Origin of the sequence: Isoptericola sp. NPDC056578, assembly GCF_042793275.1 — a bacterium.
In the GTDB taxonomy this organism is placed as follows: domain Bacteria; phylum Actinomycetota; class Actinomycetes; order Actinomycetales; family Cellulomonadaceae; genus Isoptericola.
This window is the reverse complement of the sequence record NZ_JBHTVC010000055.1, coordinates 1-23650: the sequence shown is the minus strand read 5'-3', so window position 1 is coordinate 23650 and position 23650 is coordinate 1. Positions and strand designations below refer to the sequence as shown.

The window sequence follows — 23650 nt, the reverse complement described above, 5'->3', positions numbered from 1 at the left end:
GCCAGGTGCCGGGCCGGTCGTCGGCTCAGCCGGCGGCGGGCCTGGCCGCGGCGCCGAGCACGCGGGCCGCGGCGACGTCGGCGCCGGCCAGCAGCGGGGACGGTACACCGGGGCTGGCGCCGATCGCCGACCCGCGCTGGACGGCCTCGGCGGGGATGCCGAGCACGACCACCCGGTCGTCGGCGTCCCCCGCGGCGTCGACGAGGGCGAAGCCGTCCCGGGTCACGTCGAGGCTGTCCGAGGCGACGGCGCCGCCCGCCCCTGTGGGGAGCGGGTGCGCCCGGGCGCGGCCCGTGTCGAGGAGCGCGCGCAGCAGGGGGTCGTCCGTGGGCCCGACCGCCCCGCGGGACATCCGGGTCTCGACGAACGCCCGCGCGCGCACGGGCCCCCGCACGTCGCTGCGCGCCACGAACGCCCCGTCCTCCACCGTCACGCGGGTGCCCTCGCCGAGCAGCTCGACCACGCCCGCGCGCACGAGCGCGAGCAGCTGGGCGGCGCGCCGCGGCGGCGGGCCGGACGCGAGGGCGAGCCCGAGGGGGACCAGCATCCCCTCGCCGGTCGACTGGAGCGACGCGCCGTCGACGACCCCGGCGCGGGTGAGGCGCGCGACCTCGCCGCGGAGGGTCTCCATGGCCTGGGTCACGCGGGCGCGCGGGGACGTCGCCGGCGAGGCCACGGACTCCTGCTCGTCGTCGACCCAGCGCGCGACCCACGCGGGCCAGGCCGCGGCGCCGACGCGCGGCGGCCGGTCGGCCCGGGCGGGGTCGAAGGCGTCGGCGGGGTCGCGCACGAGGTCGGCGCACAGGGCCGCCGGGTCGTCCGCCGCCGCGACCAGGGCGACGAGGCCGTCGGCCGCGACGGGGGAGCGCAGGCCCGACGGGCGGTGCTCGGCCAGCGCCGTGAGGTGCGCCAGCACGAGCTCGCGGGCCAGCAGCGGCCAGACGTCCCGCGCCAGGTCGAGCGCCGGGCGCCCGCCCGCCCGGTCCCGCAGGGCGTCGAAGCGCTCGCGGGTCGCGTACCGCGCCGCGTACGGGGCGGGGATCCCGTCGGCCAGCGCGCCCTTCCCGCGGTAGGGCAGGCCGCGGCGCGAGCCGGCCAGCAGGTGCGGCTCGGCCCTGCTCGGCACGTAGCGCAGGGCGTCGCCGGCGTGCGGGCCGTCGGCGCCGCCGTCGTCGCACGACCGCCCCGCGGCGTCCACGGGTGAGCCCGTGCGGGCGTCGACGAACCGGCCGCCGCGACCCACCGTGAGGAGCGCGAGCACGTCGAAGAAGTTCGCGCCGAGGCCCACCACGAGGACGTCCTCGCCGGCGGGCACGGCGGCCCAGTCGCGCTCCGCGGGCATGCCGGGCTCCACGTAGACGAGGCCGTGCCGTCGCGCGGCGTCCCGGTGCTCGCGCGTCTGCGGGGAGCGGACCGCCTGCACCATGCCCTGCGCCAGGACGACGACCGGGGCCTCAAGGACCGCGGGCCCGGCGGCGCCGGGGCTGTCGGGGCCGGCGTCGTCGCCCGGGGCCGGTGCGAGGACCACGTGCCGCACGCCGGGCTCGGGCGAGCGCACGTCCACGACCTCGCCGTGCACCGGCACGACCTCGACGGCGCCCCGCCGTGCGGCCTCCGCGAGCTGGTCGCGGTAGTACGCGCCCTGGAGCCGGCGGCTGGGGTACGAGCCGGGGCCGAGGGCCCGTGCCTCCGGGCGTGCCCACGCGTCGCACGGCGCGCCGTGGGCCCACGCCACCAGGTCCGGTCCCGGCACGACGGGGCCCGTCATGGGGGTCGTGGCGTCGGCGTGCGCGGTGGTCCGCGCGGCCCAGGTGTTGTTGAGCAGCAGCGGCGACTGGTCGGTGCGCCAGGTCGCCCCGGCACCCACCTCCACGCGGTCGACGACGGCGACCCGCAGCGGGGGCAGCGCGGGGTCCGCGGGGGCTCCCCAGGGCGCGTCGGGCCGGCGCCGCGCGGCGAGGCGCGCGACGACGGCGACGGCGCGCGGGCCGCCGCCCACCACGACGGCGTCGAACGGCGTGGGGCGGCCGCCCGCCTGCGCGGTCACGAGGGCTCGGTCACCGCGGCGACGGCCGCGGCGAAGGACCGCCCGGCGGCGTCGATCGCCGCGTCGTCGGCGTCGACGCCCGGGAAGCGCGGCGGCAGGCCGGCGAGCACGCCCCGCAGGATCTCCCGGCGGCGGGCGGCGCGGGTCGTCGTCGGCAGCGTGCGCAGGTGCACGTCGAGCCGGTCGGCCAGCCCGGGCGGGAAGACGCGCTCCCAGCGCTCCCGCTCCGGCCCCAGCCCGTGCCGGGACGCGCCGGCCGCGCTCCCCGCCGCGGCGGCCCGGCGGCCGCGCTCCGCGGCCGTGGCGCCCTCGTCGAGCGCGCCGTCGCGCAGCACGACGCCGTAGGCGTCCAGCGCGTGCGCCGGCGTGACGAGCCCGGCGCCGACGTCGGCGAGCACGGCGTGCGGGTCCCGCTCCAGCGGGTCGCCGTAGCCGCCCGCGCCGGACGTGCGCAGCACCACGCGGTCGCCCGCGCGCAGCGGGTGGACGTCCACGACCGACAGGCGCTGCTCGTCCGCGCGCCCCTCGTTGACCACGAGCTCGGTGAGGGCGCCCGGCAGGCCGCCGGCGAAGCCCCACGGCCGGAACCGCAGCCGCTCGAGCCCACGGGCCAGGAGGCCGCCGTCGGTGAGGGCCTCGAACTCGAGCTCGAGCCCGCTGCCGCCGCGCCACCGCCCGGCGCCGCCCGAGTCGGGGCGCAGGGCGTAGCGCCGCACGCGCACGGCGACGTTCGCCTCGACGGTCTCGACGGGGTTGTTGGACAGGTTGGAGATGCCGGAGTCGCGGCCGTCCGCGCCGTCGGCCCCGTGCCGGGCGCCGGTGCCGCCCACCATCGGCTCCACGACGTCCACGCGCGACCCGTCGGCCGCGGCGAAGACCACGGGCACGACGAGGCCGCTCGACGCGGCGGGCAGCACCTCGGGCGCCGCCTGGACGAGGGCGCCGGAGACGACGTCGTTGACCCGCGAGGTCGTGGCGTGCCGTACGCCCGTCGCGGCGGTGCCGGTGGCGTGGAGCAGCGTGCCCTCGGGGGCCGTGAAGCCGATGACGTCCATGAGCCCGCCGTTGAGCGGTACCGCCGGGTCGAGCGTGCCGATCAGGGCGAACAGCCGCGTCACGACCCACGAGTGCGCGCGCCCGAACGTCACCATGTTCAGGGCTGCCTCGACCTGCGGGTCGGTGCCCGTGAGGTCCAGGTGCACGGTGCCGTCGTCGACGGTCGCCGTGACGACGACGCGCAGCGGGACGTCGCTCACGCCGTCGTTGTCGAGGAAGTCCTCGAAGCGGTACGTGCCGTCGGCCAGCGTGCGCAGCGCGGCGCGGGCGCGGGCGGCGCTCTGCTCGCGGGCGAACGCGCCGACGTCCGCGAGACCGGCGGGCCCGAGGTCGGCCGTGAGCTCGGCGACGCGCCGCCGGCCCGTGTCGAGGGCGGCGAGCATCGCGTGCAGGTCGCCGCGGTTGGCGTCGGGGGTGCGGGAGTTCGCCGCGAGGATCGCCTCGACCTCGGGCACCACCTCGCCGCCGCGCACGTACCGCACGGGCGGCACGCGCAGCCCCTCGGCGAAGACGGAGTCGTTGACGACGCTCACCGAGGACGGCACGCGACCGCCCACGTCGGAGACGTGCACGAACGCCCAGCCGTAGCCGACCAGCTCGTCGCCGTCGAAGAACGGCGCGACGGCGTGCACGTCGGGCAGGTGGGTGGACAGCCCGCCCGACAGGTACGGGTCGTTGGTCAGGACGACGTCGCCGGGGCCGAGCGGCCCGTGCGCGGTCGCGGCCTCGATCGTCGGCGTGAGGTCGAGCCCCACGAAACCGGAGACGCCCACGTCCTGCGGGTAGGCGACGAACCGGCCCGACAGGTCGGCCACCGCGCAGGCGAAGTCCGCCGCGTCGCGCACGTACAGGCTGCGGCTCGCCCGCCGCAGCGTGAGGCACATCTCCTCGACGGCGGCCTGGAGCCGGGTCTGCGCGACGTCCTTCTCGACGGTCGTGAGCCCGGTGCCGAGCCCGGTGCCGAGCCCGCTCGTGGGTCCTGTCGTCGGGGTGTGCGTCGGCACGGTCAGTCCTCCTGCTCGGAGCGGTCCCGCACGAGGTGCAGGTTCCCGCCGTCGTCGGTCGTCGCCGTCCAGCCCGCGGGGACCAGCACGGTCGTGTCCGCCTTCTCGACCACCGCGGGGCCGGCGACGGACGCCTCGCCGCCGTCGGCGGCGAGGGCCCACACGCCCGCGGGGCGGGGCACCGCGTCGTACCGGACGTCCCGCGCGCCGGTCTTGACGAAACCGGAGCCGCCCCGGCCGGTCCGCACCTCGCCCGGGTGCACGGTGACGCTCGCCCGGACCGTCTCGGCGCGCACGGTCGCGGCGGCGTCGACGAAGCCGTGCACCCGCTCGTGCTGCTCGGCGAACCGCCGCAGGCCGACGTCGGCGGCGAGCCGCAGGGGAGCGGTCGCGGCGTCGGTCGTGGACCGCGCGGCGAGCTCGACCTCGAGCGTCGTCGGCTGGCCGGCGTAGCGCAGGTCCGCGCTCAGGGTGACGGTGCCGACGGCGTCGACGTCCTGCGTGCGCAGCCAGCCGAGGACCTCGGCCTCGAGCTCCGCGCACGCCGCGGTGAGGTCGTCGAGGGTGGCCTCGGCGACGACGGTGCGCACGGTGCGGGCCACGTCGCGGCGGACCGGCGCGATGGCGGCGCCGAGCGCGCAGAACGTGCCCGCGGCGGCCGGGACCAGCACGCGCGAGACACCGACCTCGTCGGCGAGCAGCGCGGCGTGGGTGCCGCCCGCGCCGCCGAACGCGACGAAGGTGTAGCGCTCCGGGACCTCGCCGTGCGCGGCGAGCACGGTGCGCAGCCGCGCCGCCATGCCCGCGGACGCGACGCGGAACGCGGCGTCGGCCGCCCTGTCCGCCCGCGCGTCCGGCGTGCCGTCGTCCGTGCCGTCGTGCTCGGCCACGCGCGCCAGCGCCGCCGTGGCGAGGTCGCCGCGCAGCGGGAAGGTGCCGCCCAGGAACGTCGCCGGGTCGATGATCCCGGCGTGCACGTACGCGTCGGTGAGCGCGGGCTCGGTGCCCCCCGCGTCGTACGCCGCCGGGCCGGGGACGGCGCCCACGCTCGTCGGGCCGACGCGCAGGACGGACCGGGACCCGGAGCGGTCGTCCCAGACCACGGAGCCGCCGCCGGCGCCGATGGCCGAGACCTCGACCACGGGCGTCATGAGCGGGTGCGGGCCCACGGTGGCGGTCGTCGTGAGGACGGGCCGCCCGCCGCGCAGCACGCCGATGTCGCTGCTGGTGCCGCCCATGTCGAGCGTCACCATGTCGGTGCCGGGCCACGCGGTGGCGGCGGCGGACACGCCGCCGGCCGGGCCGGACAGCACGGTCTGCACGGGCCGCCGGATCGCGGAGTCGATGGACACGGACCCGCCGTTGGAGGTGGTGATGTACACGCGGGCGTCGACGCGCAGCCGCGCCAGGCGCTCGCGCAGGGCGGTGAAGTAGCCCGTCATGAGCGGCGTGATCTGGGCGTCGAGCAGGGCGAGGGTGGTGCGCTCGTACTCGCCGGCCTCCGGCCACACGGCGGCGGCCGACGTCACGGGCACGTCGAGGGCCCGCGCGAGCCGGTCCGCGAGCTCCTGCTCCGCCTCGCGGGCCGCATAACCGCCGAGGAGGCTCACGGCGACCACCTCGGGCGCCAGCGCGCGGAGCCGGGCCATGAGGCGGTCGAGCTCCGCGGGATCGACGCCGGCGCCCACCGGGTCGCCGTCGGACGCGAAGCGGTGGTCGGTCTCCAGCACGTGCTCGCGCGGCACGATCGGCGCGGCGGGCGTCGCGTGCAGGTCGAACGACCGCGGCATGCGGGCGCGGGCGATCTGCAGCACGTCCCGGTGGCCGCGGCTGGTCACCAGGGCGGCGCGGGCGACCCTGCCCTGCAGGATCGCGTTGAGCCCGATGGTCGTGCCGTGCGAGACGGACGCGACGTCCGCGACGTCGATCCCGCGCTCCAGGAGCTGCGCGAGCCCGGTCTCGACCCCCTCCGACGGGTCGTGGGGCGTGCTCGGCACCTTGTGCGTGATCGCGTCGGCGAGCGACCAGGAGGAGCCGTCGCCGGGGACGGCGACCAGGTCGGTGAAGGTGCCGCCGACGTCGATGCCGATGCGCCACCGGCGGGGGGCTGCGGGTGCTGCCATGGTCTACAGGAACCTCGAGACGTGGACGGTGCGGTCGAGCACGGCGATGGTCACCACGCTCACGAGCAGCAGCAGCGTCGAGACGGCGGCGACCGTCGGCTCGAGCTGGACCTGCACCGCGGAGTAGATGCGGACGGGGACGGTGGCCTCGCCGGCGCCCGCGACGAGCACGGACACCGCGACCTCGCCGAGCGAGATGACCGCGCCGAGGAACGCCCCGGCCACGATGCCCGGCCGCAGCAGCGGGACGGTGACCGTGAGGAACGTGCGCAGCGGCGACGCGCCGAGGGAGCGCGCGGCGCGCGGCAGCGCGGGGTCGAGCGCCGCGGCGCTCACCGCCACGACGCGCACGCAGAACGGGAACGTCACGACGAGGTGCGCCAGCCACAGGCCGGTGGCCGAGCCCACCGTCCCGGTGCGCTGGAGCTGGTAGAGCAGCGCGAGCCCGACCATCACGCCGGGCACCGCCATCGGCGACAGGAACAGCAGGCCGAGAGCGCGCCGTCCGGGGAACGTGCCCGCTCCGACGGCGTAGCCGCCGAGGGTGCCGAGGATCACCACCACCGGCACGACCAGGAGCACCAGGGTCAGCGAGTAGCCGAGCGAGTCGAGCCACTGCGGGGAGCCGAACACCTCGCCGTACCAGCGCAGCGAGAACCCGGACGGCGGGAACCGGAAGTTGTTCTCGGCGTTGAACGAGCTCAGCGCCACGACGGCGAGCGGGAGCAGCAGGAACGCGCAGACCAGGACGACGGGCACGAGGCTCAGCGCGCGGCGGGCGCGGGCGCCGCGGCCGGCGGCGCGGGGGAGGCGACGGTCAGCCACGACGACCCCTCTCGGCGAGGCGGCCGAGGAGGCCGACGAGCCCGCAGACGACGAGCGTCACCGCGAGCAGCACGAAGCTGAGCGCGGCGGCGCGGGGCTGGTCGAACGCCACCATCGCCTCCGTCTGGATGCGCAGGCCGGCGAGCGACTGGTTCGCCCCGCCCACCATGAGCGGCGTGACGTACACGCCCATGCTCAGCGAGAACACGATGACGGTGGCCGCCACGACGCCCGGCGTGGCCAGCGGCAGCACGACGGACCGGAACGTGCGCAGCCCCGACGCGCCGAGGTCGGCGGACGCCTGCAGCAGGCGGGGGTCGATCGCGCCGAGCGAGGCGGACAGCGCGAGCACGGCGAACGGCAGCAGCACGTGCACGACGGCGAGGAACACCGTCCACGGCGAGCGCAGCAGCGGCAACGACTCGTCGATCAGGCCGAGCGACTGGAGCAGCACGTTCACCGGCCCCTCGCCGGCCATGACGACCCGCCAGCCGAAGGACCGCACGACCTCGCTCGTGAGCAGCGGGGAGAGGGTGACGACGAAGACGAGGCTCTTGCCGACGGGCGACGTCGAGCGCGCGAGGTACCAGGCGACGGGGAACGCCAGGATCAGGCAGGCGGCGCACACCCGGACCGCGAGCCACAGGCTCTCCACGACCGAGCCCCACAGGTAGGGCGTGGAGAAGACCTCGGCGTACTGCGCGCCGGTGATGCCGGGCAGCACGTTGTTCATCGCGTCCGTCGGGCGCAGGCTCAGCACGAGCAGGCCGGCGAGCGGCACCAGGAAGGCGACCACCACGAACAGGGTGGGCACGATCGCGGCGACGTGGCCGCGCAGGTCGCGCGGGCGGCGGGTACGGCGGGTCCCGGCCGCGCGGGGCGGCGCGGCCGACGCGGTGGGGGCGGGGGCGGCGAGCGTCACGTCAGGCCGCCCCGAGCGGCAGCAGGGCGTCGTCCGACCAGGTGACCCCCACGGCCTCGTCCTCGGCGAACCGCCGCGACGCGCCCGCGGGGCTGGCGAGCAGGTCGGTGCCGTCCGCGGTGCGCAGGCGGTACTCGTACCGCTCGCCGGCGAACCCGACCGACAGCACGGTGGCCGGCGCGGCGTCGCCGCCCGGCTCCACGAGCCGCACGTGCTCGGGGCGCAGCGCGACCGTGGCGCCGGCGTCGTCGGGCGCCCGCCGGCCGAGCACCGTGCGGCCGCCGTCGGCGTCGCGCACCGCCAGCAGGTTGGCGGCCCCCACGAAGTCCGCCGCGAAGCGGGTGCGCGGGGCGCGGTACAGCTCCTCCGGGGTGCCGAGCTGCTCGAGACCGCCGTGCGCGAGCAGCGCGACGCGGTCGGACAGCGCGAGCGCCTCCGCCTGGTCGTGCGTGACGAAGACGGTCGTCGTGCCCACCTCGCGCTGCAGCTCGCGCAGCTCGTGCCGCATCTGGCGGCGCAGCTTGGCGTCGAGGTTCGACAGGGGCTCGTCGAGCAGGAGCACCCGCGGACGCGTGACCAGCGCCCGCGCGATCGCCACGCGCTGCTGCTGCCCGCCCGAGAGCTGCTGCGGGTAGCGGCCCGCGAACTTCTCGAGGTCGACGAGCCGCAGCGCGTCGGCGACGCGGGCGGCCCGCTCGTCGCGCGGCACGCGCCGCGTGCGCAGCCCGTACTCGAGGTTGCGCCGCACCGTCATGTGCGGGAACAGGGCGTAGCTCTGGAACACCAGCCCTGTCTCGCGGCGGTTCGGGGCGACGTGCGTGACGTCGTCCCCGTCGATCGCGACCGTCCCGGTGGTCGGCGCGACGAACCCGGCGAGCACGCCGAGCAGGGTCGACTTGCCGCAGCCCGACGGGCCGAGGACGGACACGAACTCGCCCGCCTCGATCGTCAGCTCGTCCAGCTCGAGCACCGGCGGGCCGCCGTACCCGACGCTGAGCCCGCGGATCTCCACCCGTCCCTGCGTCGTCGTCGTGGACGCCGGGGTCGTCGTCGCCGTCATCAGCCGAAGATCTCCTGCCAGCGCGCCTGCAGGTCGGGCAGCTGCGGGGTGATCGCCTCGTAGTCGACCCACACGAAGTCGTCGTAGGCGCCCGGCCCGCTGGTGATCTGCTCGTCGAACTGCTCGGTGTACGTGTTCTCGTCGTTGGACGCGGCGTACCAGGTGCCCTCGGAGAAGACGGGCTGGTGCTCGCTGGAGGCGACGTAGTCGAGGAACGTGTACGCCAGCTCCTCCTCCTCGGTGCCCTCCGTGACGAAGAGCGACGTCAGCGCGCCGACGGAGCCGGACTCGGGGTAGGCGAAGCCGATCGGCTCGCCCGCGTTCTGCTGGACGAACGCCCGGCCGTCCCAGTGCGCGGCGATCCACGCGTCGCCGTTCGCGAGCGCGGTCTCGACGCTCGTGCCGTCGGCGGGGAACGCCGACGCGCAGTCCTTGAGCGTCTGCAGCTGCTCGAACGCGGCGTCGACGTCGGCCGGGTCGGTGATGGACCCGCCCGCCTCGTTGATCAGGCCCGCGACGAACTCGATGCCCGTGTTGAACGTCAGCGGCGAGACGGCGACGTGGCCGCAGTACTTCGGGTCGAGCAGGTCGGACCAGTCGGTGGGCGCCTCGTCGACCTTGTCGGTGCGGTAGGCGATGCCGGTGGAGCCGACCGTCAGGGGGACGCCGTACTGCGTGCCGTCGACGTCGCTCTGCTCGGCGAGCACGGTGTTGAGCTGGTCGAACTCGGCGATGCGGTCCGTGTCCAGCGGGGCGACGACCCCGGCCGAGACGGCGCTCGGGACGACGTTGGGCGTGAACGCGACGACGTCGTAGGCGGGGGTGCCGCCCTTCGACGAGCGCAGCGCCGTGAGCCAGTCCGCGGGCCCGCCGGGCACCAGCTCGACGGTCGCGCCGGTCTCCTCCTCGAACGGGTCGACGAACGCCTGGGTGAAGGACTCGCCCCAGGAGCCGGCGTAGACGGCGACCTTGAGGGTGCGGCCCGACAGGTCGCCGGACGCGGCGTCGCCCCCGCCGTCGCCGGACGAGCACGCGGCCAGCCCGCCGGTGAGCGCGAGCACGGTCGTCACGGCGAGCGTGCGGGTCAGGGGCCGGGCGGCCCGGCGCGTGGTGCGGTGGGTCATCGCAGTCTCGTTCCTTCGGGTGCGGCGCCGGCAGGGTCGCCGGCGTGGTGGGGCGGGAGGCGTCGTTCCCAGGCGTGGTGCCGTTCCAGGACGCGGCCGAGGCGCAGCAGCAGACCCTCCCCGCCCTGCGGGGCGAGGAGCTGGGTGCCGAGCGGGAGGCCGTCGTCGTCGAGGTGGGTGGGCAGGGTGAGCGCGGGGACGCCGATCATGCTGGGGACGGTGGTGAAGGCGAGCGTGCGCTCGTAGACGACCGCGTCGCGGGCCGGGGCGTGCCGCTGCAGCTCGTCCAGGACGACGCCGACGCGCGGCACGCGGGTCGCGGTGGTGGGCGTGACCACCACGTCGACGTCGCGGAACAGGTCCGCGGTGACCTGGCGGGCGAGCGCGCGGATCCGCACGGCAGCGCGGACGTAGTCGGCGGCGCCGAGGGCGTCCGCCTGCGCCATGACGCGGTGGATGTAGGGCTGCAGGCGCTCGGGGCGGTCGAGCGGGACCTGCCGCAGCCACGCGGGGATGACGACGGAGGGGTAGAGCTCCATGAGCTCCGCGCCCTCGTCGGTCGCGCCCAGCCCGACGACGGTGTGGCCCGCGGCGCGCAGCAACGCCGCGGTGTCCTCGGCCGCGGCGACGCACGCGGCGTCCACCGCGATCCGCGCGTCCCACGAGCGCGTCAGCACCCCGACCCGGAGCGGCGCGGGCGCGCGCTCGAGGTCGGCGAGGTAGTCCGGGGCGGCGGTCGCGGTGCGCGTCCAGGCGAGCGGGTCGGGGGCGGCGAGGTGCCCGACGACGGCGGCGGTGTCGCGCACCGTGCGCGTGACGACCCCCTCGGTCGCGCCGCCCTCCCAGCCCTGCACGCGCTGGGGCAGCAGCCCGCGGCCGGGCTTGAGGCCGACGACGCCGCAGAACGCCGCGGGGATCCGCAGCGACCCGCCCCCGTCGCTCGCCAGGGCGGCAGGCACGATGCCGGCGGCGACGGCCGCGGCCGACCCGCCGCTCGACCCGCCGGGCGACCGGTCGAGGTCCCACGGGTTGTGGGTGGTGCCCGAGCGCGGGCTCTCGCACGACGTCGTCATGGCCAGCTCGGGGGTGGCCGCCCGACCGACCTGGACGAAGCCCGCGGCGAACGCGGCGGCGGGCAGCAGGTCGGTGGTCGTGGCCGGGGTCTCGTCGACGGCGAGGGAGCCGCGGGTCCAGGGCTGGCCGGCGACGGCGAACGTGTCCTTCACGGTGACCGGGACGCCGGCGAACGGGGGGAGCGGGGCGCCGGCGGCGCGCGCGCCGTCGACGGCATCGGCCGCCGCGAGGGTCGCGGCGTCGTCGCGCCACACGAGCGACCGCACGGCCGGGTCCACGGCGTCCGCGCGGGCGAGGGCGCGCTCGGCGACCGAGCGCGCGCTCTCCCGGCCGGAGCGGATCCGGTCGGCGGTGTCCATCACCGACATATGTGATGGAAGATTCGTGGTCACGGGGAGACGTTAAACCATGGCAGGGCGATCGACTCAAGCCCGGTGCCGTCAGCGTCCGCCAGATGAGACCAGCAGGGCGGGAGGGCGCCAGCGGTCGAGCGAGCCGTGCCCCACCTGATATATATCTGGATGAAATAGCGTCCCCGTCGCCGCGGGGTGCGCTGGCCACGACGGGCGAGGAGCGATGACGACCACAGGACCCGACGCCGGACCCGACGCCCCGGGCCTGCCCGCCGACCTCGTCGCCGAGGTGCGCGGGCTGTCCGGCCCCGCGCTGGCGGAGCGGCTGACCGACTGGATCGAGGAGGGCGTGCTCGCGCCCGGCACCCGGCTGCCCACGATCGAGGAGCTCGCCACCGCCGCGGGCCTCGGGCGGTCCACGGTGGCGGGCACCTGGTCCCTGCTCGTCGACCGCGGTCTCGTGCGCACGCGGCGCCGGGGCGGCACGTTCGTCGTGGGCCCGGTCGCGGCCCCGGGGTGGCCGCGGGCCGGGCGGGCGCCGGAGTTCGCCGGCTGGTCGTCGGTGGACCTCGCCTCCGCGCACCCCACCACCGACCGCCTGCCCGACCTGCTCGAGGCGTTCGCGCACAGCCTGCGCGAGCCGCAGACGAACTCGCTGCGGCGGGAGGCGATCTCGCCCGCCCTGCTGGAGGCGGTGCGGGGGGACTGGCCGTTCGAGGCGGCCGAGTGGGTCACGGTGAGCGGCGCCGGCGAGGCCACGCTGCTCACCGCGGAGGCCGCCACACCCCCCGGCGGGGCGATCGCGGTCCAGGAGCCGGCCGTGTCCGGGACGATCGGCAACCTCCGGTCGGTCGGGTTCGACGTCCTGGGGGTCGCGTCCGACGCGTCCGGCCCGCTGCCCGACGCGCTGGAACGGGCGCTGGTCGCGGGGGCGCGCACGGTCGTCTACCAGCCCGGGGGCGAGTTCTCCCTCGCCGGCGGCGTGACCCCGCGGCGGCTCGCGGAGCTGGCCGACGTGATCCGCACCCACGCCCCCGACGCCTGGGTGCTGGAGGAGGACGTGCTCGGCCCGCTGGCCCCGGTGCGCCCGCTCAGCCTCGGCGAGCTGCTGCCCGGCCGCGTGGTCCGCGTGACCTCCTTCTGCCGGGCGTTCGGCCTCGACCTGCGGACCACGGTGGTGGGCGGGGCACGCGACGTCGTGCTCGGGGTCCGCCGCCTGCGCAGCCACGGCATCCTCGCGCAGAGCCGCATCCTGCAGAACGCGCTCGCGCACCTGCTGACCACCCAGAGCGTCGGGGAGCTGGTCGCGGACTCGGGCCGCTGGTACGCCGCGCGCGCCGCCGACCTGGCGGCCGCTCTGGGCCGTCACGACGTGCCGACCGCGGTGCCGCCGGGCGGCCTCGTCGTCTGGCTGCGCGCCGAGAACGAGGACGAGGCCCTCGCGGAGCTGGGCGCCCGCGGGATCGTCCTCACGCCGTCGTCGCGCACGTTCGTCGCCCCGCCCCGGCCCGCCTGGCTGCGCGTGGCCACGCCCCAGCTGCCGGCAGACCCCGAGCGGGTCGAGGAGCTGGCCGACGTGCTCGCGAGCGCCGCCCGGGGCGCGCTGCTCGCCGGCTGACCACGCCGGCACGGCCCGGCACAGCACGGCACGGCACGGGCGGGGCGGTCCGGCGACGACGCTGGTCGTGGGCTCGGAGACCCTCCGCGATGTCTTGCTGCAAGCTTGCAGCAACGGTACAGTCGCGGCGGGTCGCGACCCGCGCGCCCGGACGACGAAGGAGTCCTCCCATGCCTCGTGCTGCCCAGGCCCGCGCCGGTCGACGGCGCCCGACCCGTCGCGCGGCGGCATCGCTGACCGCCGTCGCGCTCACCGTCCCCGCGCTGTCCGCCGGACTCGGCGGGCTCGCCCTCACGTCGGCGCCCGCGGCGGGCGCGGCGGACCGCACCGCCACCCTCGTCGGGAGCCTCCAGACCGAGCTCGGCTGCGCCGAGGACTGGGACCCGACCTGCGCGGCGACGGCGCTCGCGCCGGCCGGCGACGGCACGTTCGGCGCCGACGTCGACCTGCCGGCGGGCACGTACGAGTACAAGGTCGCGCTCGACGGCGCCTGGGACGAGTCGTACGGCCGCGAGGGCACCGACGAGAACGCGCCCCTGGTGCTCGGCGGCGACGCGCGCGTGCGGGTCACCTACGACGACACGACGCACCGCGTCGCGCTCACGCCGCTCACGCTGGCGGGCGCCTACGACGACGCGGCGGACGCCGACCTGGTGGCGCCGCCGGTGCGCCAGCCGGGCTCGGACGAGCGGTTCTACTTCGTCATGACCGACCGGTTCGCGAACGGCGACACGTCGAACGACACCGGCGGGATCGACGGCGACCGGCTCGACCACGGCTTCGACCCGACGGACAAGGGCTTCTACCAGGGCGGGGACATCGCCGGACTGCGCGAGCGGCTCGACTACGTCGAGGGCCTGGGCACCACGGCCATCTGGCTCACGCCGTCGTTCCTCAACCGGCCGGTGCAGGGCACGGGCGACGACGCGAGCGCGGGCTACCACGGGTACTGGATCACGGACTTCACGCGGATCGACCCGCACCTGGGCACCAACGACGAGCTGCGCGCCCTGATCGACGAGGCCCACGCGAAGGGCATCAAGGTCTACTTCGACATCATCACCAACCACACGGCCGACGTGATCGACTACGCCGAGGGCGAGTACGGGTACGTCGACCAGGCCACGTCGCCGTACACCGACGCCGCAGGGAACGCCTTCGACCCGGCGGACGTCGCGGGCTCCGCGGACTTCCCGGAGCTGGACGCCGCGACGTCGTTCCCGTACACGCCGGTGGTCGCGGACGAGGACGCCGACGCCAAGGTCCCGGCCTGGCTCAACGACCCGACGCTCTACCACAACCGGGGCAACTCGACGTGGACGGGCGAGTCGGTCACGTACGGCGACTTCGACGGCCTGGACGACCTCATGACCGAGGACCCGCGCGTCGTGGACGGCTTCGTCGACGTCTACTCCGACTGGATCGACCTCGGCATCGACGGCTTCCGCATCGACACGGTCAAGCACGTGAACCCGGAGTTCTGGGAGACGTGGTCGGCCGAGGTCATGGACTACGCGCACGCGCAGGGCAAGGACGACTTCTTCATGTTCGGCGAGGTGTACGACGCCGACGCGGCCAAGACGTCGCCGTACGTGCGCGACACGGACATGAGCTCGGTGCTCGACTTCTCCTTCCAGGCGGCCGCGACCAGCTACGCGAGCGGCAACAGCGCCCGCGGCCTGGCGAGCCTGTTCGCGAGCGACGACCGGTACACGACCCCGACGAGGTCCGCCTCCGCCCTGCCCACCTTCCTCGGCAACCACGACATGGGCCGCGTCGGATACATGCTCGCGGGCACCGACGAGCCCTTGGCCCGCGACGAGCTGGCGCACGACCTCATGTACCTCACGCGGGGTCAGCCGGTCGTCTACTACGGCGACGAGCAGGGCTTCGCGGGCGCGGGCGGGGACAAGGACGCCCGCCAGACGCTGTTCGCCACGCAGGTCGACGAGTACGCCGACCAGCCGCTCGTCACCGGCGAGCCGGCGGGCAGCACCGACCGGTACGCCACCGACGCGCCCCTCTACTCGCGCATCGCCGACCTGGCCGCGCTGCGGGAGGCGCACCCGGCGCTCGCCACCGGCGCGCAGGTCGAGCGGTACGCCGAGAACGGGGCCGGGGTCTACGCGTTCAGCCGGATCGACCGCGAGGAGAAGGTCGAGCACCTGGTCGCGGTGAACAACGCGGCGCAGGCGAAGAGCGCCACCTTCACCACGCTCACGCCCGGGGCGTCGTACGACGTCCTGTACGGCGGCGGCGAGCCCGTCACCGCGGACGACGCCGGCGAGGTCACGGTGCAGGTGCCCGCCACGTCGGCGGTCGTGCTGCGCGCGGACCGCACGGTGGGCGCGGACTCGGACGGCACGCTCGAGGTCGCGGTCCCCGCGGCGGGCGCGGCGGTCTCGGGCACCGCGGCCGTGGCGGCCGACGTCGACGACGACGCCTGGGCGGAGACGTCCTTCGCGTGGCGCGAGGTCGGCACCGACGAGTGGCACGCGCTCGGCACGGCGGAGGACACGACGCCGCGCGTCTTCCAGGACACGAAGGGCCTGGCCGAGGGCACCCTCGTCGAGTACCGCGCCGTGACGCAGGACGCCGACGGCGACCGGACGGCCGCCTCGACGTTCGCCTCCGTCGGCGTCGACGTGTCCGGCGTGGTCGGCGACGAGGAGCCCGAACCCGAGATCGACCTGGTGACCGTGCCGGGCAGCCACAACAGCGAGATGGGCTGCGCCGGCGACTGGACGCCGGACTGCGAGGGCGCCCGCCTCACCGAGCGCCCGGACGGCGTGTGGGCCGGGACGTTCGACCTGCCAGCGGGGGACTACGAGTACAAGGTCGCCGTGAACGGCTCGTGGGACGTCAACTACGGCGCCGGGGGAGTGCGCGACGGCGGCAACGCGACGTACTCGCACGAGGGCGGCGAGGTCACGTTCTACTGGGACCCGGTGAGCCACGACTTCTCGTCCACCGCGCAGGGCCCGGTCGTCACGCTGGCGGGGTCGTTCCAGGACCAGGTGGGGTGCCCGGGATCGTGGGCGCCCGACTGCCTCGCGTCGTGGCTCAAGGACCACGACGGCGACGGCACGTACACGTGGTCGACGGACGACCTCGCCGCCGGCGCCTACGAGGCCAAGGTGGCGCACGGCCTGAGCTGGGCCGAGAACTACGGCGTGGGCGGTAAGCCCGACGGCGCCAACTACTCCTTCAGCGTGGGCGAGGGCGAGACGGTGGCCTTCTCCTACGACCTCGCCACCCACGTGCTCGAGATCGGCGTGGAGAACCCGCCGCTGCCCGGCACGGGGCAGCAGGCCGCGCACTGGGTCCGCCAGGGCCTGGTGCTCGCGCCCGGCGACCTCGGCTCCGGCGACGACTGGACCCTGTGGACCGCGCCGGAGGGCGGCCTGGCCGTCGCCGACGGCCAGGTCCGCGGGCCGGACGGGGGAGACCTCCCGGAGGGGGCCGCGTCCTACGACCTGGCACCCGCGGGGGACGTGCCCGACGACGTCGCGCGCGACTTCCCGGCGCTCGCCGGCCACACGGCGCTGGCCCCGGTGGGCGACGACGGGAAGCCGCTGGGCCGCGCGGCCGTCGAGAAGCTCCTGACGGGTCAGCTCCTGGTGACCCGGGCGTCGGGCGAGGGCCTGTCGGCGGCGACCGGCGTGCAGGTGCCCGGCGTCCTCGACGACCTGTACAGCGAGCAGGCATCGAAGCGTACGTTCGGCGTTCAGCGGCACCCGAGCGGCAGGTGGGCGTTGTTCGCCCTGTGGGCGCCGACCGCGCGGGACGTGGACCTGCTGGTGTGGCCCGCGGGCCGTGACCTGGGCGAGGACCCCGAGCGGTTCGACGCCGTCCGCGAGCGCGACGGCTCGTGGACCCTCGACGGCAAGCGGGCGGCGAAGAAGCTCGCGTGGGACGGCGCCCGCTACCGGTACGCGGTGACGGTCTACGTGCCGGGCACCGGGAAGCTCGAGACGAACGTCGTCACCGACCCGTACTCCGTGGGCCTCACCCTCGACTCGACGCACTCCGTGGTCGTGGGGCTGGACGACAAGCGCTGGCAGCCGAAGGTCTGGCGCACCACCCGCCAGCCGGTCGTGGAGCGGGCCGTGGACCAGACGATCTACGAGCTGCACGTGCGTGACTTCTCCGTCTCCGACGAGACGGTGCCGGCGAAGGAGCGCGGCACGTACCTCGCGTTCGCGCAGCGGCGCTCGGACGGCATGACGCACCTGCGCGAGCTGGCCGACGCCGGCATGACGACGGTGCACCTGCTGCCGACGTTCGACATCGCGACGATCCCCGAGGACCGCGCGGACCAGGCGACCACGGGCGACCTGTCCGGGTTCGCTCCCGACGGCGAGGAGCAGCAGGCGGCGGTGGCCGACACCGCCGCGAGCGACGGCTTCAACTGGGGCTACGACCCGTTCCACTTCTCGGTCCCCGAGGGCTCGTACGCCGTCGACGCCGAGGGGGGCGCGCGCGTGGCCGAGTTCCGCACGATGGTGGGCTCGCTGCACGACGCGGGCCTGCAGGTGGTGCTCGACCAGGTGTTCAACCACACCGCGGCGAGCGGGCAGGACGCGAAGAGCGTGCTCGACCGGGTCGTCCCGGGCTACTACCAGCGGCTGAACCCGACCACGGGGGCGGTCGAGACCAGCACCTGCTGCCAGAACGTGGCCACCGAGCACGCGATGGCGGGCAAGCTCATGGTCGACTCGGTGGTCACGTGGGCCCGCGACTACAAGGTGGACGGCTTCCGTTTCGACCTCATGGGCCACCACTCGAGGGACAACATGCTCGCCGTGCGCGAGGCCCTCGACGCCCTCACGCCGCGCAAGGACGGCGTCGACGGGTCCGCCGTCTACCTGTACGGCGAGGGCTGGAACTTCGGCGAGGTCGCGGACAACGCCCTGTTCACGCAGGCCACGCAAGGGCAGCTCGGCGGCACCGGCATCGGCACGTTCAGCGACCGGCTGCGCGACGCCGTGCACGGCGGGTCGCCGGTGGACGCCGCGTCGCGGTTCACGCAGGGCTTCGGCACGGGGCTGTTCACCGACCCGAACGGACGCGAGGCCAGCGAGGGGGACGCCGGCAGCGTCAACGACGGCTCCGCCGATGAGCGCGCGGACCTCGGCCACCAGAGCGACCTGGTGCGCCTCGGCCTCGCGGGCAACCTGCGGGACTTCGCGTTCCGGGCCTCGGACGACGGCGCCGGCGAGACGACGCGGGGCGAGGAGCTCGACTACCGCGGCGCGCCCGCGGGGTACGCGGACTCGCCGGAGGAGGTCGTCACGTACGTCGACGCGCACGACAACGAGACCCTGTTCGACCTGCTGACGCTGAAGCTGCCGCAGGACACCGCGATGGCGGACCGGGTCCGGATGAACACCGTGTCGCTCGCGACGACGGCGCTCGCCCAGACCCCGTCGTTCTGGCACGCGGGCACGGACCTGCTGCGTTCGAAGTCGCTGGACCGCAACTCCTACGACTCGGGCGACTGGTTCAACGCGATCGACTGGTCGGGGCGGGACAACGGCTTCGGCCGCGGCCTGCCTCCGGCGGCGGACAACGCCGACGCGTGGCCGGTGATGGCGCCGCTCCTGGCGGACCCGTCGCTCAAGCCCGCGCCGTCGGACATCGCGGCGGCCTCGGGGGCGGCGCGCGAGCTGCTCGAGCTGCGCTCGTCGACCCGGCTCCTCCGGCTCGGCCGCGCCGCGGCGATCGAGCAGAAGGTGTCGTTCCCGGGCGCGGGTCCGGACGCGACGCCCGGCGTCGTCGCGATGGCGGTGGACGACACCGTGGGTCGGGACGCGGACCGTCGCCTCGACGGTCTGCTGACGGTGTTCAACGCGTCGCCGGAGCCCGTGACGCTCGAGCTGTCCGAGCTGCGCGGCCGGGACTTCCGGCTCTCGGGCGTGCAGCGCTCGGGGAGCGACGCCGTCGTCAAGCGCACCCGGTGGGACGCGCGCACGGGCACGGTCACCGTGCCCGCCCGGACCGTGGCGGTGCTGGAGGACCCGCAGCGCTGACCGACGCACGCCCTCGCCGTCATGTTCGTCGTTGTGTTCGACGTACGAACTGACCGCCGAGGGTCCGCCATCTCGAGGGCCACGGGACGGAACGCCGTCCCGTGGCCCTCGTCGCGCTGTCAGGGCTCGGGCGGCGGGCCGTGACGCGATCGTTATCGCTTTCCACCCGCCGAGGCTTTGACTTCGGAACTCGAACGCAGCAGTCTGTACCGCGGACCGGCTCGGCCGTCCGGGGGAGACCTCGGCGTCCGGGCGCCGGCGGCGACGGTCGCTGCCGGGGGACACTCGACGACGAGAAGGAGCGCGAGGATGCGACTCGCCAAGACGATGGGCGCGGTGGCCGCCGGTGCGGCGCTGACGCTGGGACTCGCCGCGTGCGGCGGCTCCGGGGCCGGCGGCGGCGGCGGTGCGGACGGCGCCGCGGGGAACGGCGACGACGACGTGAAGATCGGCGTCGCGATGCCGACGCAGACCTACGAGCGCTGGATCCAGGACGGCAACAACGTCAAGAAGGGCCTGGAGGACCTCGGCTACTCCGTGGACCTGCAGTTCGCCAACGACGACATCCCGACCCAGACGCAGCAGATCGACTCGATGATCACCGAGGGCGTCGACGTCCTCGTCATCGCCTCGATCGACGGCACCGCGCTGACCAGCCAGCTCGACGCGGCCGCCGCGGCGAACATCCCGGTCATCGCGTACGACCGCCTGATCCGCGACAGCGAGAACGTCGACTTCTACACGACGTTCGACAACGAGGCGGTCGGCGTGGCGCAGGCCAACGCCCTGCTGCGCGGCCTGGGCTACCTCGACGCCGACGGCAAGGAGACCGGCGAGAAGGGCCCGTACAACATCGAGCTCTTCGCCGGCTCGCCGGACGACAACAACGCCGGGTTCTTCTTCGACGGCGCGATGTCGGTGCTGCAGCCGCTCATCGACGACGGCACGATCGTCGTCCCGTCCGGCCAGACCGACTTCGGCCAGGTCACGACGCAGCGCTGGGAGCTGGAGACGGCCCAGAAGCGCATGGAGGACCTGCTCACCTCGACGTACCAGGGCGGCGAGAAGCTGGACGGCGTGCTCGCGCCGGCCGACGTGCTCTCCCGCGGCATCATCAACGCGCTCCAGAGCGCGGGCATGGGGCCGACCCTCGAGGAGGGCCTGCCGGTCGTCACCGGCCAGGACGCCGAGATCGCCAACATCAAGCTCATCGACGACGGCGTCCAGTCCTCGACGATCTTCAAGGACACGCGCCTCCTCGCCGAGCAGGCGGTCAAGGCCACCGAGTCCTTCGTGAAGGGCGAGGAGCCCGAGGCGAACGACACCGAGACGTACGACAACGGCGTCAAGGTCGTGCCGTCGTACCTGCTCGAGGTCCAGACGGTGTTCAAGGACGACATCCAGCCCGTGCTGATCGACGCCGGCTACTACACCGCCGACGAGGTCAAGGCCGGTCAGGCGGACGACTGATCCGCAGGTCATGACCCGCACGGGCGGGCCCGCCCGTCGCCGCTCCCGCTCCGGGACGGACGACGGGTGGGCCCGCCCCCGGGGCCGCCGCGGACCTGTCCGGCGGCGGCGCACCCCACCGAAGGAGGGACGAGAGCGCAGATGAGCACGATCCTGGAGATGCGCTCCATCACCAAGGAGTTCCCCGGCGTCAAGGCGCTGTCGGACGTCACGCTGACGGTCGAGCAGGGCGAGATCCACGCCATCTGCGGCGAGAACGGCGCCGGGAAGTCCACGCTCATGAAGGTGCTGTCGGGCGTCTACCCGCACGGCACCTACGACGGCGAGATCGTCCTGGACGGGACGCCCGCGGAGTTCGGGTCGATCAACGACTCCGAGGACCGCGGCATCGTCATCATCCACCAGGAGCTCGCCCTGGTCCCGTACCTGTCCGTCGCCGAGAACATCTTCCTCGGCAACGAGACCCGGGGCCGGTTCGGGATGATCGACTGGAACGCGGCGAACCGGAAGGCCCACGCCCTGCTCGAGCGGGTGGGCCTCGACGAGAACCCGACGACGCCCGTCAGCCAGCTCGGCGTCGGCAAGCAGCAGCTCATCGAGATCGCCAAGGCGCTCTCCAAGGAGGTCAAGCTGCTGATCCTCGACGAGCCGACCGCTGCGCTCAACGACGACGACTCCGAGCACCTGCTCGAGCTGCTGCGCCAGCTCAAGGCGCACGGCATCACGTCGATCATCATCTCCCACAAGCTCAACGAGATCGAGGAGATCGCCGACCGCACGACGATCATCCGCGACGGCCGGACCATCGAGACCCTCGACATGTCCGAGCCGGGCTCCACCCAGGACCGCATCATCCGCGGCATGGTGGGCCGAGACCTCGAGCACCGTTACCCCGAGCGGGCGTCCGTCGTCGGCGACGAGGTGCTCCGTGTGGAGCACTGGAACGTCGACCACCCCACGCAGATCGGTCGGCAGATCATCGTCGACGCGTCGTTCAACGTGCACGCCGGCGAGGTCGTCGGGATCGCCGGCCTCATGGGTGCCGGGCGCACCGAGCTCGCGATGAGCATCTTCGGCCGCACCTACGGGCGCAACATCCGCGGCGAGATCTTCAAGGACGGCAAGCCGATCCAGGTCCGCAACGTGTCCGAGGCGATCGGGCACAACCTCGCGTACGCGACCGAGGACCGCAAGCACTACGGCCTGAACCTCATCGACGACATCCGGCACAACATCTCCGCGGCGGGCCTGCCCAAGCTCGCCCCGCGTGGCTGGGTCAACGGCAACGAGGAGCTCCGGGTCGCCGAGGACTACCGCGGCTCCCTCAACATCAAGACGCCCAACGTCCTGGTCGACGTCGGCAAGCTCTCCGGCGGCAACCAGCAGAAGGTCGTGCTGTCCAAGTGGCTGTACACCGACCCCGACGTGCTCATCCTCGACGAGCCCACCCGAGGGATCGACGTCGGCGCCAAGTTCGAGATCTACACGATCATCAACAAGATGGTCGCGGCGGGGAAGGCGGTCGTCGTCATCTCCTCCGAGCTCCCCGAGCTGCTCGGCATCTGCGACCGTGTGTACACCCTCGCCTTCGGTCGGATCACCGGTGAGCTCCCCGTCGCCGAGGCGACGCAGGAGCGCCTCATGGAGCTCATGACGATCGAGCGCGACCAGCCCCTGCCCACGAAGGAAACCGCCTCATGAACGCCATCGACTCGGTCCGGGACATCCTGACCCGGAACATGCGCCAGAGCGGCATCGTCATCGCCTTCCTGGCGATCGTCGTGCTCTTCGCCGCCCTGAACCCGAACTTCCTCTCGCCCACGAACCTGACGAACATCGTCCTGCAGTACTCGTACATCCTGATCCTCGCGATCGGGATGGTGATGATCATCGTGGCGGGGCAGATCGACCTGTCCGTCGGCTCGGTGGTGGCCCTCACCGGAGCCGTCAGCGCCGTCGTCGTCGTGCGGCAGGGCCTGCCCTGGTACGTCGGCGTGCTGGCCGCCCTCCTCGTCGGCCTCCTCGTCGGCATCTGGCAGGGCTTCTGGGTGGCGTACGTCGGGATCCCCGGCTTCATCGTGACCCTGGCCGGCATGCTCCTGTTCCGCGGCCTGACGTTCCTCGTGCTGGACAACAAGTCGCTGTCGCCGTTCGGCGGCACCTACTACGACATCGCCAACGGGTTCCTCAACGGCCTGCTCGGCGGCAACGGGTTCGACGTCTTCACGCTCGTCATCTTCGGCATCGCCGTGGTCGGGTTCGGCGTCAGCCAGTGGCGCACCCGCCAGGGCAAGATCGCCTACCAGCAGACGGTCGAGTCGATGCCGCTGTTCGTGGTCAAGCTCGTGGCGGTGGCGGCCGTGGTGATGTGGTTCGGCTACCAGCTGTCGATCTCGCGCGGCCTGCCGATCGTGCTCATCATCCTCGCGGTGCTGATCATCGCCTACACGCTCGTCACGCAGAAGTCGGTCTTCGGCCGGCACGTCTACGCCGTGGGCGGCAACCGGCACGCGGCCGAGCTGTCCGGCGTCAAGGTCCGGAAGGTCAACTTCTGGATCTTCGTGAACATGGGCGTCCTGGCCTCGGTGGCCGGCGTGGTCTACTCCTCGCGCATGAACGGCGCCCAGCCGGGCGCGGGCAACATGTTCGAGCTCGACGCGATCGCCGCGTGCTTCATCGGTGGCGCGTCGACCACCGGCGGCGTCGGCCGCGTGGGCGGCGCCATGATCGGTGGTCTGATCATGGCCGTCATGTCCAACGGCATGCAGCTGATGGGCGTGCCGCAGTCGATGCAGCAGGTCGTCAAGGGCCTGGTGCTGCTGCTCGCGGTCGCGTTCGACATCTACAACAAGCGTCGCGCCTCGGTGCTGCGCTGACCTGGGGGTCCGGCCGGGGCCGGACCATCCCGCCTCGACGCGCGGGGCGGCGGACGACCGCCGCCC

The 23650-nt window shown here is 74.6% G+C and carries 13 protein-coding genes; 5 read left to right on the top strand and 8 right to left on the bottom strand.

What is annotated here, in order from left to right:
* Positions 1-25: 25 nt before the first annotated feature.
* Genes ACFQ80_RS17870 through ACFQ80_RS17835 form a run of 8 tightly spaced genes read right to left on the bottom strand, consistent with a single transcriptional unit; the run spans position 26 to position 11627 of the window.
* Complete coding sequence (locus ACFQ80_RS17870; RefSeq protein WP_430564588.1) at positions 26-2047, bottom strand: FAD/NAD(P)-binding protein; 2022 nt, start codon at positions 2045-2047, stop codon at positions 26-28.
* Positions 2044-4107: a hydantoinase B/oxoprolinase family protein gene (locus ACFQ80_RS17865; RefSeq protein ID WP_430564587.1), complete on the bottom strand. Its 2064-nt coding sequence runs from the start codon at positions 4105-4107 to the stop codon at positions 2044-2046. Before ACFQ80_RS17865 ends, ACFQ80_RS17870 begins: the two co-directional genes overlap by 4 nt.
* 2 nt (positions 4108-4109) lie before the next feature.
* Positions 4110-6230, bottom strand: coding sequence for a hydantoinase/oxoprolinase family protein (locus tag ACFQ80_RS17860; protein WP_430564586.1), 2121 nt, complete (start codon positions 6228-6230; stop codon positions 4110-4112).
* Positions 6231-6233: 3 nt separating this feature from the next.
* Positions 6234-7055, bottom strand: a complete 822-nt coding sequence (locus ACFQ80_RS17855) for an ABC transporter permease (protein ID WP_430564585.1) — start codon at positions 7053-7055, stop codon at positions 6234-6236.
* Entirely contained in the window at positions 7048-7977 is a 930-nt protein-coding gene (locus ACFQ80_RS17850) for an ABC transporter permease (protein ID WP_430564584.1), read from the bottom strand. The genes ACFQ80_RS17855 and ACFQ80_RS17850 overlap by 8 nt, the downstream gene beginning before the upstream one ends.
* A gap of 1 nt (position 7978) precedes the next feature.
* Positions 7979-9037, bottom strand: a complete 1059-nt coding sequence (locus ACFQ80_RS17845; RefSeq protein WP_430564583.1) for an ABC transporter ATP-binding protein — start codon at positions 9035-9037, stop codon at positions 7979-7981.
* Positions 9037-10161: a PotD/PotF family extracellular solute-binding protein gene (locus tag ACFQ80_RS17840; protein ID WP_430564582.1), complete on the bottom strand. Its 1125-nt coding sequence runs from the start codon at positions 10159-10161 to the stop codon at positions 9037-9039. The genes ACFQ80_RS17845 and ACFQ80_RS17840 overlap by 1 nt, the downstream gene beginning before the upstream one ends.
* A complete protein-coding gene (locus ACFQ80_RS17835; RefSeq protein ID WP_430564581.1) occupies positions 10158-11627 on the bottom strand; it encodes an amidase in 1470 nt (489 codons plus the stop codon). Before ACFQ80_RS17835 ends, ACFQ80_RS17840 begins: the two co-directional genes overlap by 4 nt.
* Positions 11628-11811: 184 nt before the next feature.
* Here ACFQ80_RS17835 and ACFQ80_RS17830 point away from each other — a divergent pair, with 184 nt between their 5' ends.
* The 5 genes from ACFQ80_RS17830 (at position 11812) to mmsB (ending at position 23584) form a co-directional block, all read left to right on the top strand.
* On the top strand, positions 11812-13206 hold the full coding sequence (locus tag ACFQ80_RS17830) for an aminotransferase class I/II-fold pyridoxal phosphate-dependent enzyme (RefSeq protein ID WP_430564580.1): 1395 nt from the start codon (positions 11812-11814) through the stop codon (positions 13204-13206).
* A 170-nt stretch (positions 13207-13376) separates the two neighbouring features.
* Positions 13377-19238, top strand: coding sequence for a pullulanase-type alpha-1,6-glucosidase (pulA, locus tag ACFQ80_RS17825; RefSeq protein WP_430564579.1), 5862 nt, complete (start codon positions 13377-13379; stop codon positions 19236-19238).
* Positions 19239-19547: 309 nt separating this feature from the next.
* Positions 19548-20708 carry a multiple monosaccharide ABC transporter substrate-binding protein gene (gene chvE / locus ACFQ80_RS17820; protein ID WP_430552527.1) on the top strand — a complete coding sequence of 387 codons (1161 nt, stop codon included), beginning with the start codon at positions 19548-19550 and terminating at the stop codon, positions 20706-20708.
* A 141-nt stretch (positions 20709-20849) separates the two neighbouring features.
* Complete coding sequence (gene mmsA / locus ACFQ80_RS17815) at positions 20850-22409, top strand: multiple monosaccharide ABC transporter ATP-binding protein (RefSeq protein ID WP_430552526.1); 1560 nt, start codon at positions 20850-20852, stop codon at positions 22407-22409.
* Positions 22406-23584: a multiple monosaccharide ABC transporter permease gene (gene mmsB / locus ACFQ80_RS17810; RefSeq protein ID WP_430552525.1), complete on the top strand. Its 1179-nt coding sequence runs from the start codon at positions 22406-22408 to the stop codon at positions 23582-23584. Before mmsA ends, mmsB begins: the two co-directional genes overlap by 4 nt.
* The last annotated feature ends 66 nt before the right edge of the window (positions 23585-23650 follow it).

Coding starts and splice junctions, on each gene's coding strand:
- ACFQ80_RS17830 (WP_430564580.1), top strand. CDS start 11,812: ATGACGACCACAGGACCCGACGCCGGACCCGACGCCCCGGGCCTGCCC.
- chvE (WP_430552527.1), top strand. CDS start 19,548: ATGCGACTCGCCAAGACGATGGGCGCGGTGGCCGCCGGTGCGGCGCTG.
- ACFQ80_RS17845 (WP_430564583.1), bottom strand. CDS start 9,037: ATGACGGCGACGACGACCCCGGCGTCCACGACGACGACGCAGGGACGG.
- mmsA (WP_430552526.1), top strand. CDS start 20,850: ATGAGCACGATCCTGGAGATGCGCTCCATCACCAAGGAGTTCCCCGGC.
- pulA (WP_430564579.1), top strand. CDS start 13,377: ATGCCTCGTGCTGCCCAGGCCCGCGCCGGTCGACGGCGCCCGACCCGT.
- ACFQ80_RS17840 (WP_430564582.1), bottom strand. CDS start 10,161: ATGACCCACCGCACCACGCGCCGGGCCGCCCGGCCCCTGACCCGCACG.
- ACFQ80_RS17860 (WP_430564586.1), bottom strand. CDS start 6,230: ATGGCAGCACCCGCAGCCCCCCGCCGGTGGCGCATCGGCATCGACGTC.
- mmsB (WP_430552525.1), top strand. CDS start 22,406: ATGAACGCCATCGACTCGGTCCGGGACATCCTGACCCGGAACATGCGC.